The sequence below is a fragment of the Parcubacteria group bacterium genome, from assembly GCA_016204045.1.
Classification (GTDB): Bacteria; Patescibacteriota; Minisyncoccia; order Phycocordibacterales; family UBA2135; genus JACQLQ01.
Genome location: JACQLQ010000001.1, coordinates 74,820 through 93,323 on the forward strand (window position 1 = coordinate 74,820; position 18,504 = coordinate 93,323).

Annotated in this window: 15 protein-coding genes; 2 read left to right on the plus strand and 13 right to left on the minus strand. The window is 48.4% G+C overall.

Translation table 11 applies throughout. The annotated features are described in order from the left end of the window. Positions 1-4 precede the first annotated feature (4 nt). The 10 genes from HY455_00455 to HY455_00500 all read right to left on the minus strand — a co-directional run bounded on the left by HY455_00455 (position 5) and on the right by HY455_00500 (position 12,804). Positions 5-1,840, minus strand: a complete 1,836-nt coding sequence (locus HY455_00455) for a DUF87 domain-containing protein (protein ID MBI4118003.1) — start codon at positions 1,838-1,840, stop codon at positions 5-7. A gap of 10 nt (positions 1,841-1,850) precedes the next feature. Further along, positions 1,851-2,498: a hypothetical protein gene (locus HY455_00460; GenBank protein ID MBI4118004.1), complete on the minus strand. Its 648-nt coding sequence runs from the start codon at positions 2,496-2,498 to the stop codon at positions 1,851-1,853. 50 nt (positions 2,499-2,548) lie between these two features. Next, positions 2,549-2,971: a PrgI family protein gene (locus tag HY455_00465; protein ID MBI4118005.1), complete on the minus strand. Its 423-nt coding sequence runs from the start codon at positions 2,969-2,971 to the stop codon at positions 2,549-2,551. Positions 2,972-3,007: 36 nt separating this feature from the next. Continuing rightward, a complete protein-coding gene (locus tag HY455_00470) occupies positions 3,008-3,775 on the minus strand; it encodes a hypothetical protein (GenBank protein MBI4118006.1) in 768 nt (255 codons plus the stop codon). A gap of 13 nt (positions 3,776-3,788) precedes the next feature. After that, positions 3,789-5,789: a hypothetical protein gene (locus tag HY455_00475; GenBank protein MBI4118007.1), complete on the minus strand. Its 2,001-nt coding sequence runs from the start codon at positions 5,787-5,789 to the stop codon at positions 3,789-3,791. 17 nt (positions 5,790-5,806) lie between these two features. Beyond that, positions 5,807-7,354, minus strand: coding sequence for a hypothetical protein (locus tag HY455_00480; GenBank protein ID MBI4118008.1), 1,548 nt, complete (start codon positions 7,352-7,354; stop codon positions 5,807-5,809). A gap of 11 nt (positions 7,355-7,365) precedes the next feature. Next, complete coding sequence (locus HY455_00485) at positions 7,366-8,364, minus strand: hypothetical protein (protein MBI4118009.1); 999 nt, start codon at positions 8,362-8,364, stop codon at positions 7,366-7,368. An 86-nt stretch (positions 8,365-8,450) separates the two neighbouring features. Then, a complete protein-coding gene (lnt, locus tag HY455_00490) occupies positions 8,451-10,082 on the minus strand; it encodes an apolipoprotein N-acyltransferase (protein ID MBI4118010.1) in 1,632 nt (543 codons plus the stop codon). Further along, the gene (gene rsmA, locus HY455_00495; protein ID MBI4118011.1) at positions 10,079-10,858 is read right to left on the minus strand and encodes a ribosomal RNA small subunit methyltransferase A; all 780 of its coding nucleotides are present in this window, start codon (positions 10,856-10,858) and stop codon (positions 10,079-10,081) included. The genes lnt and rsmA overlap by 4 nt, the downstream gene beginning before the upstream one ends. Before the next feature lie 17 nt (positions 10,859-10,875). After that, entirely contained in the window at positions 10,876-12,804 is a 1,929-nt protein-coding gene (locus tag HY455_00500) for a UvrD-helicase domain-containing protein (protein MBI4118012.1), read from the minus strand. 425 nt (positions 12,805-13,229) lie between these two features. Between HY455_00500 and HY455_00505 the strand changes: the two genes are divergently transcribed. Further along, the gene (locus tag HY455_00505; GenBank protein MBI4118013.1) at positions 13,230-14,195 is read left to right on the plus strand and encodes a M23 family metallopeptidase; all 966 of its coding nucleotides are present in this window, start codon (positions 13,230-13,232) and stop codon (positions 14,193-14,195) included. 256 nt (positions 14,196-14,451) lie between these two features. After that, the gene (locus HY455_00510) at positions 14,452-15,480 is read left to right on the plus strand and encodes an exodeoxyribonuclease VII small subunit (protein ID MBI4118014.1); all 1,029 of its coding nucleotides are present in this window, start codon (positions 14,452-14,454) and stop codon (positions 15,478-15,480) included. Between the two features lie 42 nt (positions 15,481-15,522). Here HY455_00510 and HY455_00515 read toward each other — a convergent pair whose 3' ends face one another. The 3 genes from HY455_00515 to HY455_00525 all read right to left on the minus strand — a co-directional run bounded on the left by HY455_00515 (position 15,523) and on the right by HY455_00525 (position 18,465). After that, positions 15,523-16,278, minus strand: coding sequence for an HAD-IIB family hydrolase (locus HY455_00515; GenBank protein ID MBI4118015.1), 756 nt, complete (start codon positions 16,276-16,278; stop codon positions 15,523-15,525). 7 nt (positions 16,279-16,285) lie between these two features. After that, positions 16,286-17,878 (minus strand): YifB family Mg chelatase-like AAA ATPase, encoded by a 1,593-nt coding sequence (locus HY455_00520; protein ID MBI4118016.1) that lies wholly within the window; start codon positions 17,876-17,878, stop codon positions 16,286-16,288. Positions 17,879-18,111: 233 nt separating this feature from the next. Next, positions 18,112-18,465: a TraR/DksA C4-type zinc finger protein gene (locus HY455_00525; protein MBI4118017.1), complete on the minus strand. Its 354-nt coding sequence runs from the start codon at positions 18,463-18,465 to the stop codon at positions 18,112-18,114. Positions 18,466-18,504 lie beyond the last annotated feature (39 nt).

Sequence of the window (18,504 nt, forward strand, 5' to 3'; positions counted from 1 at the left end):
GAATTTAGCTTTTGGAAGCTTCCTCGATGGGTGGTTCTCCCGCCGGAGTCTCGCGCGCCCTCTTAATTGCGAGAAGCTCTGATGGGTCTGACGTGATAATTTGGTCTTCGGCGTATGAGGCAATAGTTTTCATTGCGACGTGTTTTAACCCGGCAAAGAAAATCCCCTCACCAACGTCTGATTCGAGAAGGAGAAACTTCTCCTCATTTGTGAGGTTAAAGGTTTTTTGCACGAGATCGATAGCAGAGGTTGATTGTTTAAGGAGAAGACGGATCGACGAGTTGTTGATAATTGCCTCACCATAAGGTGAACGAAGAAAGTCGTTTACGTCCTGTGTAATTGTTGCGAGTCCAAGGTAGTACTTTCGGCCACGCTTCGCAAGCGAGAAGAGGAAAGAGGCTGTATCTTCTTGTTTCATCATCCACCACGCCTCATCGATAACCATAAGACGTTTTTTGAGATTCTTTCGGACTGCGTTCCAAATGAAATGCGTGACGATATACATCGCAACAGGCTTAAGCTCATCCTCCATGTCTCGGACGGAGAAAACAACGAACTTTTTGTTGATGTCCACATTTGTCGGGCGGTTGATGAAGCCGCTCCATGTCCCCTTGGTGTATTTGGTAAGGCGCTGGGAGAGTGATTCCCCGCCCTTCATTCCAGCGAGCACGAGCTCAAAGTCAGAAAGTAGTGGAGGTGCAATGTTTGAGAAGTTTGAATCAGGCGTAATATCTTTGAGCGCATAGGTTTCAGTGATCGCACGGTCGATAATAGAGTCTTCTTCCGGAGTAAGCCCACCCAACATAATACGGAAGAGTCCGACTAAGTTAACAATATTAGAGCGTAGCACGTCTGCTGGCGCCTCCCCCTCTCCCACTGGGGGTAGGTCAAAGGGATTAATGTGGTGCTCGGAGGTCAATGAAATATTGAAGTATCGTCCACCCGTCGCTTCTGCAAGGTATTCGTACTCACGTTCCGGGTCAATGACGATAACATCAATGTCGAACATGAGCGATCGCAAGATTTCAAGTTTTGTGGCGTATGATTTCCCAGCACCTGATGTCGCGAACATAATAGAGTTGTAGTTCGGCATCGAGAAGCGATCAAACAAGACGAGGCTTGAGTTATGACGGTTTACTCCATACAAAATACCTCGGTCGGATGTCAGATCGAAAGACACGAATGGGAAGAAAGAGGAAAGTGGCGACGAGTTAAGTTTCGAATGAACATTCAGGCGGTCATCTGCGATGGGGAGCACACTTCGATACCCCTCCTCTTGTTGGAAGAGGGCTGGGCGGATATATACCAACTTCGACTCGAGCATCGTTTTAATCTCCTGTTCGATTTTGTCCACCTCGCTCTCGGTGTCACCATAGATAGTGATATAGAGACCCACGTCGAAAAGTCGCTCTTGTGCTTGCTGGAGCTTGTCTCGGAGCGCTTCGAGGTCTTGGTATGCAGTGTCGAGCTTTGGGTCGCGCACAAGACCCTTTTCTTCGCGGATGCTGATCTGGCTCTGCACCTCGGCAACCTTTTTTTGGAACTCACGAAGAGCCTGGCCAGTGTCAATTGGGTGCACAAAGATGGAGATATCAAAGATTTTGTCGAGATTGATGATGGGAGAAAGCCAGTTGTCTGAAAGAAAGCGTGGATAGGAAATTGCAAAAAAGGTACGCGCTATTTTCTCGCTTAAGTAGAATTGTCTCGGCTCGATCTTCAAGGCGGCGGGAGCGATAATGTCGCGCAACTCCAAGACTCCCGCTTCATAAATTTCTTGCGGAAGAATTGGTGAAATCTCCGTTTTCTCTTCTCGTTTTAAGATTTTGTCGAGCAAACCCATGATTAATTGATTATATCTTAGCCGCTTTCTCTGATGGAATTGGTTTTTCTACTTCGCCGGGGTTAAACATCTTGAAGAAAAGCTCTATAAGCTCTTCTGTCCCAAGGCGTGCGACGCGAATACCCGTTGACGCAAGTCCCTGCTCGACAACGGAAGCGCGCTGCTCAAGTTGAGTACGGTTTTCTTCGAATGACTCTAGGTGTGCCTCTTTCCCCTCTTGCCGCGTCCTCCCAGTGAAACGACTAATAAGGTCACCACCCGCCTTGCCGAGGACCGAGGGAGAATATGGGATTACGATAAAAAAAGTTTTTGTCATGATATTGACGGTTTCCGAAAAACTTTTGATGAATTCTATATACTCCCCCACCTGGAGGCGCATAAGATCCGATGTTTGCTCCTTTTCCCGCTCCTGAAGGAGTGAAATGTAGGGTCTAATATCGAGTTTGCGCGACTGTACGAAGAATTGTATCGAGAAATCGAGAGAGTTTAAGGTGTTCTGAAACTGCGAAAGGATTGCCTCTTGTTCATCTTCTGATTTGAGTGCCAGGTTGTGGGAAGAGGCCATAAGCACCAAGCGGAGAGAACCATCCTTAAGGATGATAATGCCGTTTCGGATTTCCCTAATTGGAACGAATTCTTGAGTTGATGTTGAAACCATAATTCGGTCAGTAGTCTTTAGTCCTTAGTCTGTAGGCTATCGACTACGAGCTATCGACTATTTTTTTCTTGTCCGGCGTAAATGCTGTCGTGGACGTCTAAACTCCAGGCAATATCTTTGAGCTTGCTTTCCGATAGCTTTGGCACTACGAGACCCGACTCCTGCGGCAACGCCTCCGGTCTTTCGGCAGCCTTAGGCTGCTTCTTCCATAAATACAGTTTACCACGTGTCACATACCGGAACAGCGCCTCAAGTGCGTAGACGAAGCTGCGGTCATTCACTTTGTAAAACGCGAGCGCAAGTGACAACCCCCCCACTCCCACGATGAGCGGAATGGAAAGGAAAATGGGGAGAAGCCGCCACAAGAGAAAAACCATACCCGCCCCCCCAGCAAGATAGATGAACTGTCGAAACGTCAGCGGGCCGAAAATCCTATCTTCTATCTCAATAAATTGTGGTGTTTGGAAACGCATAATTAAGTTACCAGTCTTTAGCCTATGGACCACAAACTATTCTATTGGCTCACGGTATGGGTCGCCTTCTCCGTAATGCTCAACTTTTTCGTGGGGCGTATGCACAGTTTCTTGAAGTTGTGTGCGCACCAGATCGGTTGGCGCACTCGGGGTAATCCCTGACGATACAGACTCATTCTTTGGCGTAGGAAGGGTTGCGCTCTCTTGCCCCCCCTCGATCATTTGCAAGAGTTCTAGCTTGCTTTCTATTGGTTCGGTAATCGGGTATTCTTTGTCTATTTCTGGAGCGGGCTCCCCCTCTGTTTCTTCCGGTAGATTCTCCGGAACGTCTCCCGCTTTTTCGGATGCTTTTGGTTCAAACGCCTGATTAGATTTCGTGGTGTCTGTATTCCCCACGGCTCCTCCTGTGACAATAGCGGGAACTGTAGATTTTGGCGCGACTTGATTGTCCGACACAGTCTCAACCGAAGAGGAGTCCCCCGTTATCTGGTGAATTTTTTTCAACGATTCACGGATTGGTCGAAAAATCTGTTCATTGATATCAGTGGCAATTGTATGCGCACTTCCCGCATCAACACCTAGGCGGTCAGCAATTTTTCCCACGAAATCTTTTGGGTGTGTTGCGCCAATCATGACCCACCCCACCTCATCATTCAGATCCGCAATTTTATCAACATGAAGATTGTATTTTTTCCCAATATTCTCAATTTGTTCTGTTACTCCAACTGATGAATACGCCTCCTTCACATTTTCAGGAAGATTTTTATAAAGTGTACGAAATTTTTGTGGGTCGATGATATTCATATGTCACTTTTGATTATGCGAAGCCATGGGCCCTCAGGGTGTTGCTTCCTTCACGGCTTTGGGCCCAAGTAGATAATCTTTTATTGCCGATAGCCGAAAGGTAGGTTTTAACATTGGAGAGGCTTCTCCCGACGGGTCGTGGGCCAAATACCGGGTCGGTGTACATCATTGAAGAAAGCTGATCAAAAAACCCGGTTGGCACAGCTGCGTCGTTGTGTTCCAATATTGCCCTAACGTGTCCCCCATGAAATTGCCTAAACATTGCCGCAGTCACCGTCGGGTCCGTAAACCAGCTTCCATTCAATTTCTCTACGGTGGCAGGGGTAACCGTCCTAATGGTATCTGGGTGTGCCCGTTCTGCTGGGGTGGTAGAGTATTGCCACCTGAGGCCTTCAATCGGCTTTGTACTTATGTTCCTACTTTTAAGTTCAGCAATGGCCTGCGTTACGTCATCGGCGTTAAAATCTCGAGCCGCGCTAAGATTCCCCTTTTGAGCAAGAAGGCGTACTGCGGCAGCGCGACGCGTGCCAGAAAGCGTTGAGGCAGCAACGTTCTTAACCGCGTCATCAGACAAAGCCTTGAGTTCAGCCTCCATTTTTTGGATATCAGTTTCTGCCCGTGCGCCAACTCGGCCCAATGCCTTAGTTGTTGCTGTGCCCAGAACGGGGATTCTACGGAGTGTTCCGGCAATGCGTCCAGTGACCCCCTTATCTGCCTTTTGAAATCCTTCTGCCGCCCTAGCTGCCTCTGCGACGAACGCAGTTCCAATAGCAGCCAAGGGTCTTTTAAAGACAAACCCCGCTCCTCCAGAGGCAGCCCCTGTTGCAAATCCGATGGCTTTTCCGCTCCAATTTGTGGCAATCTTACCCGCCTCTCCGGAGAGTGACTGCGCGTAACTGACCGCCATTTTTATCAAAATATAGAGTACTGCAAACTTAAACAGGACACCTAGAATAAGGAGGATGAGGTCATTTAACTCATCGCCCAAACTTCCGTTAGCGGGGGTGCTTGTGATGCCGACACTGTCAAAGAAAGGGGTGTCGACGATGAAATGCACGATGAGATACAAGAAGAAGAGGAACAAAGCCACAACAACCGATTGTTTCCAAAGCGTGCTCCACCATTCGTTTGACTTCCCACGCATCCCAGGCACAATCCACGCAGCAAATGCGGCAGGTGCGGCGATCATGAGGAGCCAAAGTACCGGCACACGAATGAGGAAGATTGCGCTTGCGGTAAAGAGTGCCCACGCGAACATGAAGACGATGACTGACGCAGAAATAAACACAAACGCCATTCCTATATGGCCGCTTGCCGAATCTTTCCATTTTGCGAAGCTTTCGTCGGCAAAAAGGGTTTGCGGATCGAATCCTGCAACAAGAGCGTCACTAATATTTTTTACGGGCACACCCCCAATATATTTTTGAGTTGCTCCGGTAATCTCGAAGCTGTTATAAAACGCAAAAGCAAGGGTGTTGCCCGCATCGATGACAACACGAGTGAAGAATAAGCTGAAGTTAATGAGAAGGGCCACGACAATGAGATTTGCAAGCGCGGTGCGCATGTTTACTCCACCCATCTGAAGCATGGTCGCGAACGCGATATAGAGGAGGATGAAGATAAATGTAAGATTTGCGAGGTCGCGAACAATTTTCCACCCCTCTCTTGCAAACTCGGAATCAATTACTTGGCTCGAAAGAGAAAAAGCGATGGCGTAGTTAAACACGTTCCCGACCAGATGAAGCACCAGCGTAGATAATTTAAAGATAAGGCTAGTTAACTGCACTAAGCAGCCACTAATTTTGGTAACGCCACAGTCTGGAAGTGGATTGTCTTCTCCGGGTCGCTGACCCTGAATTGTTATTGGGCCGCTATTCGTCCCCCCTGGTTCTACTCCTTGAGCTTCAACGGTACCAAAAGAGGCAAACATTGAGCTGAAAAGCACCCCCAAAAACACCAACGTCAAGATGGCTTGTTTCCCGTAGGTTATTTTTTTGTATAACGTTGGCGACATCGTGGTCGTAATTGTGTCTATTCTGTTTCGTCTGGTGGCGGGGTGGATGGAAAGACGTTGCAGGCCGCGATTTTTTCCTCCGTTTCGAGGTCAAGCGCAGTTGTCTGTTCTTCTGCTCCGCGTATCTCGTCTTCTGCTCTTACTACGTCAAGACTTGTGTGAAAGACACTTGCCGGAGAAGAGGTGCCCACTACTTCTGTTGCTTCACGGAACGCCCTAATTGCCTCCTCAATCTCGGCGGGCGAATTCGCACTTTCCATATCAGCGAGGATAGAGGAGAGGCGTGACAGGTTCGCATCAGCTTTGGCGACGTCACCCGCGATACGAGTTTTTTCCGGTGTAATCCGTGTCGCTATAGTGGTTGTGGCGCTCAGGGCTCTCGATAGAGCTTCAGAACGATTTTCGGGAGTCAAAGCAACCTCCTCGCTTTTTCTTACATAACAAGCGTTTAATTGGCGAAGAAGATTTTCGGAGTCCTGAATGTGTCCAAGTGTCGTGCGCTTTGCTCTTCGGTAAGCGGTTTCCGTGTCACGGATAAATGTCACCGACTCAATGGCGACTATTTTGGCGCTTTCAGAGATGGCGCCGGATTCATTGCGTAGCCGGTTAGTGTACGAATTCCCACCGCCCGAAAGGGCGCGCAATCCACCAGCGAGCGCCTGTTCCGTGAGCTGTGTCATCAGGGCCGTTATAATCTCGTCAATTTCGTCTGCTATCTCGATTCGGCGTTTGTTGCTGTCGAGGGTATCATTCAGCTGGTGCTCGACGACCTTACCAGGAGTTGCGGTCTCGCAACGCTGTCGCGGCGCATCTACCTCCGGAGTGTCGGGGTTGTCCCACTGGACCGTCGTACACTCTTTCCATTCGAGAAAACCGTCTCCCCAACCAAGTCGCTCGAGCTCGCTCTGTCGGTTTATATCCAAACGTCGAGAGGCCTCATTGCTTGCGATAAGGTAACGTCCGTAGGCGTTGTTTTGTCCCCAAAGCACCATTCGTACAAAACGTTCGGTTCCGCCGTATCTGAAGTCGAACAAAAATTGCGCAAACGCCTCCTCAGCAATGTTCGGAGAGAGTAAATCCCCTCCCCGAATCGTCGCGCACGGGTCAGTGAGAGCAATGCTTCGTGCAAGGAGTATCTGTGAGCGAGAGTTTAGGCCTCTTGTGCTGCCAAGTTCATTAACAAAATCGTCGAAAGTGCCATAACAGGCGTTGGTGAGATGGCGATCAAGGTCTGTTATGAATGCGGGGTTTCCATCAAAGCCGGAGTTAATCCAGTCGATAATGTTTGCGGTCATTTGGCGGATAATTGAGTTAATGAGCGCGAAAGCGATAGGGTCAAACACATACTCTTTAATCCACTCTGCATTGGCCCTAGCCACTTGCGTTACCGAGTTTGCCGCGGAGAGGGCGTTTTCCACCCAGTTGGTTGGGTCGTAGACAACGCTACCACTTGCCACCGCGTGCGCTTCTCTCGGCACCAAAAGGAATCCTGCCGAGGGCGCAAAAAGTGCCACAAGAAGGATAAGGGCGCACACCTTCTTAATTTGTAGAGGTAAAGCGTTCATATTCATCTCTCTTACTGTTTCTGAACAAGCTCCAAGGCCGCGTCAATCGCATGTGTAACGAAATATCCCGGCTCGTTTCCCGAAAAGGTAATACCGTGTTTTGTGAAAAGAAGTTCTGACTCCGAGAATGCGTTGTAGAGCAACTCGGCGTTTTCTTGATATTGTCGTACCGAGATCAAAGTTGCCATGGGGTCTTCAAAAGTGCGAGTGAATGTTTGTATGGTGTAGCGCATGCGTGCAAAACCTGTAAGGAACTCTGCGTGAAGTGTGGCGACGCTTGCCGGCGGAGTGAGCTTCTCAAGGTCATAGACGACGGCACCATACGCTGCTGCGACGGGATATAGTTTCTCTAGTTCGCTTTTGTCGCCCGTTGTAATGGCGTCGCGGAGGATGAGCGCCTCATGTTTTGTTTTAAATGCATGCTTTTGAAGAATAGCCCCCAAATTGTTGCCATACTGGCGTATGCCCGCCTCCCCTCCGTCAGGGACTGTTTTTATTTGGGCGCTCGAATATGTTGGAAGCTCGGAGAGTGATGATGAAACAGATTGTTCCGCGAGCGAAAGGGCAAGCGCGTCAGGGTTGGGACCAGAAGAGCTCTTTTTTGAGGCAAGGTAATCAACAAAAAGAGATTGTGCCACCTCCTCGGTCAAGTTGTGTTCGCCCCCACTTTCTCCGGCAAGTTGAGACGCTGTTTCTTTGGTGGTCGGGTCACGTTCTGCGAACACCTCTTTTCTGTCAGACACCCCATCTCCATCGGTGTCCGAGTTGGTTGGATTGGTTCCAACAAGTCTCTCTTCCCAGTCAGCGAGTCCGTCTTCGTCGGTGTCCTTTGAAAAATCTGGGTTTTTTGCCGCAAGGGTTATATGTTCTGTTTCACCAACTGTCGTCTCAACGCTTGACTGGTAACGCAAAGCAAAGAACACCACGGCAATGAAAAGGGCCGTCGCTATGAAGAAAAAAGCGAACTTTTTCTGTGCAAAATATTTCACGCTCGGTAATGCGCTATGCACTTTAAATTATAGCAAGACGACACCCCTTTTGATATGGGCTTTTGAAAGGTCTTGTGTGGATAAAGACCAAGAACTATAAGCGAGGATTACAAAGCAGGAGCTGGGCGTTTTTTGAAATAGAAGAAGAGTTTCCCGCTAATCGATATTACTAGCGCCATGAAGAGGATTAGGTCCCCAAAGCGCGTATAGGGGGTGGCGCCAGTCGTCGGTGTGGTGGTTGCGAACAAAACAGCATTGCCAACACTAGCTGTTTCTGCAATAACAGCACCGTTTTCGTTAAGGACAAGGGAAATTGTGCCGTTTCCCGAGCGTATAAATGGGCGTCCGTGTTCAGCGGCACGTATACTACCCATATTTTTACTTTGTTTTTCCATGAGTTTTGAATTGTGGAACCATGAGTGTGAAGCAACATTTACAAAGACGCCAGGGCTTTTTTGTGCCATTTCACGATACAGTATGGGGCTCATGACGTCAGAGCAAAAGAGACCCCCGACCCTAACCCCAGCCACCTCGCCGGTTTCCATGGAGAATCCCCGCGCATAGGAATGTCTTTCGGCCAGGCGATCAAACAAAGCACTTTTCCCAGCAGCTTTCTCTATGATTTGGTAAAAAAATGGTCGATACTCCCCTTGCGGAACCAACAATTGCTTGTCTTGTGTCGGCATGTCTCCCGTTTTCGTATTGAAATAGTACATGCGCAGGTGCATGGACGAGGAAGTGTCCCGAACAGAGCCGGAATCGATAATTAACCGCTCTTTTTCTCCTAGAATTGTATTGAAAAAATACCCAGCCCCTTCTTTGGGGAGAAGAGATTGTAAGAAAAGCGAGTCTTCCGGGAAAATGATGATATCCGGATTTTCCCCAGCTTTTCTTATTTGCGCAACCAATGACTCTAGGGCGAGAAAATTCCTTGTTTCCCCAATTTTCCCTTGAAAACCAGGGGGAAAATTGGTTTGCATGACAGCGACACGCAGGGAATGCTCATGATTTTGCTTTATACCCACGGAAAAGGGTGCAAAAAAAGTACTTAGAGCGACAAACGCCACCAAACCCCCTAAAAGTACGACTTTGCCCCTAAGGGCGCCGTGCCCCCGGAGGAGTATCCAAGAAACAGTGCTTGTCACCCCGACAACTATGAACGAAAGAAGATAAACACCCCCAAGACTTGCAAATGAGCGAAGGAACGCATGTTCAGCAAGGGCATAGCCAAGTACGCCGACGCTCCAGTGCCCTCCGACAATCGTCCCCTCCCCATAGGCGAAAAGCGAAAACGCCCACGATCGAGCATATTCAAAAAGTATCCACAATGACGGGAAGAGCAGTATGTCAAAAGGTGTTTTTGTAAACAAGAAGCGTGCAGAAAGTCCCCAAAGAGCGGGAAAAATACCAAGAAAAAGAGAAATCGTACCCCAATACAGGAGAATGGCGATTCTTTGGAGTGCCGGGTCGGTAACGCCAAGCCAGTTCAAGGGAAGTGTGTGCCATAGCCACCACAAAACTCCCCCAAAGAAGATGGTTCCCCATAGCAAGCAAAGGAAGAATAATCGTTTGTTAAGAACACCCTCGTTGTAGATGCTCACGAGAAGAGGAGTGGGCGATAAGAAAATAAGCCACCAAAGAACGTCATATGAGAAAGCAAGAGCTCCGAGCAGGGCGCCAACAATGACGAGGCAATGGAGCATAAACGGTGAACCAAAAAACTTGAGAGATTGAATCATAAATCTGAAATTGTCTGCGCGAGCCTTTTCCACTCGTCGACCGAAAGATTTTCTGCTCGAGCGTTTACATTGACGGACGCCTTTTCAAAAGCATTTTTGTCGATGCCAGTGTGTGCCAAGTTACCCAAGAGTTTTTTCCGTGGATGCGCGAAGCCGGCGCGGAGAACAGTAAAAAATCTGTCTTCAGAAGTGGTGTCAAATGCACCACGGGAAATGTTCTCTATGCTTAGGATTGCCGAGTCTACCTTTGGTGTCGGATCGAAGGAGCCTGCTCGTATTGTTTTGACATAGCGTGGTTCACCGTAGACCTTTACCGATATTGAGAGGAGAGACTCTCGCCCACCCCCGATAATACGCCGCGCTACCTCTTTTTGGATAATGAGCGCGATCGTTTCTGGTTGTGGGTCAATCGAGAGGAAGCGTCGCAAAAAGAAACCCGTGATGTAGTAAGGAATGGAACCGACGAGCTTGTAACTCCCAGCTCCCAAGTTGTAGTTTTTTGGATCAAAAAGAAGAATATCAGCGGAAACGACCGTTAGTTTTCCATTTCCCACTTCCTCTGAGAACGTTTGCGCCAGTTCCGCAGCAAGAGCCTCGTCTTTCTCAACGGCAACGACTCGCAGTGCTTTCTCCAGGAGGATTTTAGTTATCATTCCTTTGCCCGGACCAACTTCAAGTACAGTATCTTCGGGGCCAACCCCTGCGGCACGTACAAGGTCACGAGCGATGGATTCGTTTTTTAAAAAATTTTGTCCCAATGATTTTTTTGCTTCCATACAGTCGTGATTCTAGGTCAAAAACTAATACTTGGCAGGAGCATCTCATCTGACACAACTTCCGTCTCAAGCAGTTGTGCTGGAATGTCACTCAAGAATTCCGAGGGCATATTGAAATCACGCGAACCAAAGATCATGCGTGTTTCCGCATATGACAAAAATAATTTTTTCTCCGCACGCGTAAGCGCAACATAAAAGAGCCGTCGTTCTTCTTCGCCCTTTTCGGCGTCTCTTTCATTCCCTTCGCGCTCCGATGGGAAGAGACCCTGCTCTAAACCAGTGACAAAAACATAAGGAAATTCAAGCCCTTTTGCTGCATGAACGGTCATGAGTCGCACACCACGCCCCTTGCGCTCCAGTGTATCTTGATCGCTTGCTAAGGCCGCGTCTTCCAGAAACTTTGTGAGGTCGCTGTAGCGGGACGCGAGTGTTCCGAGCTCTTTAATGTTTTGTAAACGCTCCGCCCCCTCCCCGCCTTCTTCCTCAAGGTGTTGTTTCAAACCTGAACGCTCGAGCACAAACTTTATGAGTTCTCCCGGTGTTTTTTTATCAGATTCATTTTTGATTGCTCCAAGCAGTACGTAGAAATCATCAAGAACACCCCTCGTTTTTTGAGGCAGAGATTCTCGCTGTCCTGAAAAGAGTTTCACAATCGTTACTTTACCGATACCACGAGGTGGGGTGTTAATAACGCGTTTGATATCACTCAAGCTCTCAATATTTCGCGCTGCATTGATGTAGGAAAGGACATCCTTCACCTCCCGGCGCTCAAAGAAACGTGTTCCTAGTACAACGTAGGGCACGCCCAGAGCTAGAAGTGCTTCCTCAAGCGCACGCGACTGGAAGTTTGCTCGGTAGAGCACGGCAATGCTTTCTGCTAAAACCCCACTCTTTATGAGCTCGTTTGTTTTTGATGCGACAAAAAACGCTTCTGCCATCTCTTCTGGTGCAACAAAGAGGCCGATCTTTTCTCCCTCACCCTTGTTCGTAAACAGCGTTTTGTCTTGACGAAGGGTGTTCTTCTTTATTACCTCGTTTGCCGCGGCGAGAATGGTCTTTGTGGAACGGTAGTTCTCCTCAAGAAACACAATCTTGGTGTCGGGATAGTCTTTTTCGAAGCGGAGAATGTTTTTTATCTTTGCCCCACGCCATGAATAAATAAGCTGATCTGTGTCCCCGACCGCGCAAATGTTTTTATTTTTTTCTGCAAGGAGTTTCGTCAAGATGTACTGCGCATGATTCGTATCCTGATATTCATCAATATGCATAAAGCGCCAACGTTTTTGAAAGTACTCCAGAGTCTCCACGCTCGTTCTCAAGAGATGAACCGCCTTAACGAGAAGATCATCAAAATCGAGTGCATTTTCGTTTGCGAGAGACGTTTCGTATTCTCTCCACACACGCACTGCAATATCAGGAAAGTAGTCTCCACCAAACTCTTCTTCGTATTCATCCACCGTCTTTAACTCCCCCTTCATTCGAGAGATATGCCCGAGCATTTTCCCCGGGTCAAACTGCTTGGTGTCAACTCCGACATTCTTAGAGGCCTCTCGCACGAGGGCCTTGGAATCCTCGCGGTCTTTGATCGAAAAGCTTTTCTTGATACCGATGGCACCACCCTTCTCGCGGAGAAGATAAACACCGAGCGAATGAAAGGTGCCAATAAACGGAAAATCAAAATCCGTGCCGTATCCCCGCATTGTTGCCTCGTTGCTAGATGAGAGTAACTTGCCGATACGGGAACGCATCTCGGTTGCCGCCTTGTTGGTGAAGGTGACAGCAAGAATTTCTGCTGGAGCAACACCCCCGCGTATAAGTTCGGCTATTCTGTGGGTCACAACCCTTGTTTTTCCAGCCCCGGCCCCAGCAATAACCAAAAGCGGGCCTTCTTTGTGGAGAACAGCTTCTTTCTGATGCGCATTCAAGCCCTCGAGATGTGGGTGCATTGTCCTGAATTGTAGCACATGCACCTCCAGGTAAACATAGAAAACCCTTGTTTTAAAAGGTTTTTTGTTCATAATGACGGTAAAATAAGGGTAAAATGGGCGAATTTTTGCCACGGTGGAAAACTTCCCTTGCCTTATCACCCTGGTGGGGCTATACTACTTGGTATTGCCCTGAAAGATTAGAAAAAGCCTTTGTTTGCTTGATATTTCCGAATTCCTAACCGCTTTTTGGAATCCATTCGTATGGCGTGACTAGAGTTGACGGTCGACGGATTCCAAAGGCCTTACTTAGCCTTATTATAGAGATCAATCATGACCCTGTGAGCAGGGAGAAGGGTAGCTCACGGGCGACATATAGGTCTCGTCTTACTCTCTTTGTTTCTCAAGCGATTACCACAATCGCGTTTGTTTCTGTGTCTTTCGGAATGCCAGCCGCACCCCTCTATGCTGGCGTTTTCTCTTTTATTACCAAGTGGCTTGCCCCCGTTGAGGCTGAAGTCATAGAGCTTTCTGAAGAAAACTCGCAGACAGCCACAGTTCTTAAGGCTGCGTTGAACTACGACCCCAACCCTTCAAAGGGAGGTGGTGATATAACCATTGTTGGTGGAAGCGCGCTTCTCTCCGAGGCTGGACCACTCGGTACGATTGCCGATATCGAAAACCAGCCACCAAACTCGGACCAGATAAGCATCTATGTTGTGCACGAGGGTGACTCGCTCTCGGGTATAGCAAAAATGTTCGGTGTCTCGATTAATACTATTATTTGGGCGAACAACATTGGCTACGGCGGTCTTATCCGTCCAGGTCAAACACTTGTAATCCTCCCCGTTTCTGGAGTGCGCTATATTGTAAAAGAAGGAGACACCATTTCTTCGATTGCAAAGAAGTACAAGGGAAGTGTTGAAGAAATAAAACAATTCAACAACATTGCGGATGCCGCAGAGCTTAAGGTTGGAGACACTGTCGTTATTCCTGATGGGGAGATTGGTACACCGACATATGTCGCAAGTGCTCCTTCGCGTGCCTATGGAACCAACGGCCCAGAGTATAGCGGTTATTACATCAGACCAGTTGATGGCCGGAAGACCCAAGGACTTCATGGCTTCAATGGTGTTGATCTCGGGGCTCCTTATGGCACCCCAGTTGTTGCTGCGGCACACGGACGTGTCCTCATTGCCCGAGTAGCGGGGTGGAATGGTGGCTACGGCACATACGCGGTTCTTTTGCACGGCAACGGAACCCAGACGCTCTATGCCCACTTGGGTGCCCTGACTGTTTCTGCGGGGTCAGAAGTCGTACAGGGACAGATCATCGGTTATGTCGGCTCAACAGGCCGCTCGACGGGTCCACACCTCCACTTCGAGATTCGCGGTGCGCAAAATCCTTTCTAGTCAACAATACTAAAAGCCCCCAATGGGGGCTTTTAGTATTGTTGACTCTCTCCACACCATGGGCAGAACCATTGTTTCTTAGATTTTGGAGCATCAGCAACCGACCACCATTTTTTACACGAAGTACAGTTAAAGTGAGCAATATATTCGTCGTGTCTCACACGAGCAATCTTAGGATTCGGATGTTTCTTTGTAGACATCACACTTCATTGTAGCAAACAGACAGTCTTTGCTATAATAAAAATAACATTTTCTTATGCCCGCTTTTAAAATCCCAACATTTGTTGTTCTCTCCCTTGTTGTTTTTGCCTCTGCCGTTGGTGGTTCCTATGTCGTATTCAAGCAACAATTCGCGAGTAGCCTGGAAGAACGGGCGGCAGCGGCCTTTGCTGAAGGCAATTATGCTGCGGCACTTCGTTATTACAGCGAACTCAACGAGTCAACCCCCGAAGATGAGGGGGTTGCCGTTGCAGAAAAAGCGGCAGAATCGAAAAATCTCCTAGTTGCCGAGGAGATATTAAAGAAAGCACAAGAAGCCGCCGCAGAGGGCGATTGGTTTGAAGTGAAGGCGTTACTCCAGAAGGGTGATGTGTCACTCAACACCTCTTTTAAAGAGTATAAACAGGCTATTGAGCTATACGTCGAAGCATCAGACAAGGTAAAAGAACTCGAGAAGAAAATAGAAACCGAGCTCGGCGATCTAAGAGATGAAGCTTTGTCGGAGAAGACGAAACGCAAGGAAGTCGAACGCCAAGCGGAAGAGACGAAAGAAGAACTCCAAACAACGATTGCAAAAAATGAAAAGCGTGAGGCGGAGCTCAAACAAGAGATACAAGTGACGACGGCCGGAAAGGCAGAAGCAGAAAAGAAAGCTGCCGAGGAGCGCCTTCAGAAATTCCTCAATGAAACAGAATTGTATCTTGGAATGCTCGAGAAGGGTGCCACGAAGCTTTCTGAAGCCGTTGATGAAATCAACAAAGACAAAGATTCAACTGCTCTTGCGCTCTTAAACCAGGCAAAAACTCTTTTTGATGAAGTGAATGATCGAGCCGAAGAGCTTCTAAATAATCGCACGGAAGAGGCTCATAAAGATGAGGTACAGAAATTGCTCCAAGCAACCGCAATCTTCATAACTTCTTCACGCAATATAGGCACCGCTGTGTTCTATCTCGATCAAAAGACAGGCACTGAATTTACCACCTTTCTCAAAAATGGTATCGAAGGAAAGAATTCGGGCCTGTCGATTGTCGGAAGCCTCAAATCATTTGTCGTCTCACTCCGCTAGTGTGCCGTCAACAAAAAACTCCCTCAAGGGAGTTTTTTGTTTTTACATCTCTTCGAGTAATTGAGCGATAATACGCTTTGTTTCTTCCGGGCCCGAGGTTATCTGACTCGGAACCCCAACTTCTTTTACAGGGTAGTCGTTGCCGCCGGGGAAAAGTGCGTCTCCAATGAAAAACATTTCATGTTTAGGAATACCGAGGTGCTTCTCCATGTTTCTGATGCCGTGCGCCTTGTCTATCCCCCGCCTCGTCACATCAATCGACGTTGTGCCGCCGATTCTCGCCTCAAAATCTGGTATGTGTTTTTGGAGGGCATCGACGATGACTTTGCGCTTTGCTCCATCAGGGTCCCACGGCCTCTTTAACTCAAATGGCGCGTCTTGTCCAAGCGCCGAAAAGGCGACCATTGATCGGCGGTCTTCTAGCAGTGCCCCAAATGGATTTTCTGGTTTTTTGAAGCCAGTTTCCTCAAACGCTTTTTCGAACCCCGCAAAGATTTTCTCTTTCTCTTCGTCACTCAATGTCTCTTCGTACATTTGTTGCCAACCGTTGTCGTAACAAAAAGCAGATGATGAACAGGTGGGAAAAAGATAGAGGTTCTGGAGCTCCACGTCATCTGGCATGTTCTCTGGAAGTTGTTTCTGGATTTGCGAAAGTTTCGCACCTGATATGATGGCGACCTTCTTATGTTTAAGAAGCTCGCGGAGAAGCCCCATCATCTCACTGTCAATCGGCGTCTTGGAGGGCGCCAGCGTATCGTCGAGATCAAATGCTACAAGTTGAATGTTGTTTTTTGTCATGGGTGATTTAGATTGCACCAAAAAGTTCTCTTGGTCTGTATTGGAATGCTTCAAGGATATGATTCTTAGAAATGTCCTGACTGCCTTCAAGGTCGGCGATCGTGCGAGCGAGCTTAATGATGCGGTGGTACGCACGAGCGGAGACATCTCGAGTCGCAGAAGCGTCCGTTAGTGTTTTCTGTGCCTCTGGTGTCAGGTGTGCAAATTGTTCAAGCTCGCGTATGGTCATCCTGCTGTTTGTGCGCGCTTTCCCAAATCGTTTAAACTGCATCTCTCGTGCTTGTATAACTTTTTCCTGCATAGCAATGGTTGCCGCCATTCTTTCGGAGCGCTCTTTGTCTGATGCTGTTTTAAGTTCGAGCCTCTTTGGATCAATGCGCGGCACCTCGATCCACATATCAATACGATCCATAATGGGCCCTGAAATTTTGCGTGCATATTTTTGTAATGCGCCCTGCACACAAATACATGTTTTGCGCTGATCTCCGCGAAATCCGCACGGACACGGGTTCATTGCGGCAACCAAGATAAACTCGGCTGGGAATGTCTCCGACCCACGCACGCGTGCAACAGAGACCGTGCCGTCTTCGAGTGGGACGCGCAACGCCTCAATAACACGCTTATCAAACTCTGGGAATTCGTCCATGAAAAGCACTCCGCGGTGCGCGAGTGTTGCTTCTCCTGGGCGCGGGAATGAGCCGCCCCCGACAATTGCCGTGTGTGAAGCAGTGTGATGCGGAGAGCGAAAGGGGCGTATTTCTACAATGGGCGCACTAAGTCTGCCCGCCACTGAATGAATTTTTGTTACCTCAAGCGCTTCTTCTAATGTGAGTGGCGGAAGTAGCTCCGTAAACGCTCGCGCAAGAAGCGTTTTTCCTGTGCCCGGAGGACCATAAAAGGCGATGTTGTGTGCCCCTGCTGCAGCGATGGCGAGCCCGCGCTTGGCGCTTTCTTGTCCAACAATGTCTTCAAAACTGGTCTGAACAGCGCCCACCTTCGGTTGAAACACGGTTTCTTTTTGGACTTCAAGTTTCACACCCATAAGAGAGGTGCGTTTCAGTGTTTCGTGGTCCAACTTCTTTTCATTGAGGTGATCTACGATGTCACGGAGTGTTTTTGCCCCGTATACCTTGATGCCGTGTGCAAGAGCCGCCTCTTCCGCGTTTGCCGCAGGAACATAGAGCTCCTGAAAGCCTTCCTCACGAGCTTTTTCTGCAAGAAGAAGGGCGCCGCGCATTGGGCGCAGTTCACCCGACAACGCGAGTTCTCCGAGAAACATCTTTTTCTCTGGGTTAAAGCGAATATGTTCTGCTGCAAGGAGATACGCAAGTGTTATGGGAAGGTCAAAAAGTGGCCCCTCCTTTTTCACATCGGCAGGTGCCAATGAAACAACCACTTTGTGGCTGTTGCCCATCTTGGGAGAGGGGAACCCAGTGCTTTTAACAGCGGAGGATACCCGATCGCGCGATTCCTCGACTGCTTTATCCGGAAGTCCAACGACAGAAAACGAGTGAACGCCAGAGAAAAGGTCGACCTCGACCGTGATAATCTCTGAGCGTAGTCCAACCACCTGTGCGGATGAAACGCGAGCGAGTTTCATATTGATGTAGTGTATCAAAAAGGTACACCCGTTCACCACTTGCCCCCACAACCTTTCATGTCATTATTCTGCTTTTCTTGGGGAGTTTTTTTATTATTCATCCTCGTCGGCCCACTTCTTGATATTTTGTGTTATCTAGAAAGAATGAAAGCAATGACACAAAAGGTGTGGGGGCTTGCACCAAAAAGCACCCTGTGGCCAGGGCGCTTTTTGGTGCTGCTAGTGCAACACGTTTAAGCCATGTGTGTGGTACATGTGGCTGCTGCGGGGTTTGCGAGAAGTCGGTCCTCTTCAATTTCTTTTCCGCATACATCACACTTGCCGTACTCACCCTCTTCAATGCGGGCAAGAGCGGCGTTTACCTCTTTAAGTCGCTCCTCGAGGGTGTTGGTAAGCCCGTGGCGCTCCTCCACATCTTCAAGTGCGTCAGCGACAATACTGGGATCTGCTTGATCGGATGAAGGTTCTTCGCGCGCCTCCCAATCATTCGGATTTCGCGGCTGTTGGACGCCGACTGAGGAAAGTTCCTTTACGAGAACCCCTCTTTCTTCCTCAAGTTTTTTCTTGTACGTATTGATGTCTATCATAAAAGCACTATATGAAATTTAATAAAGGTATGCAAGGAA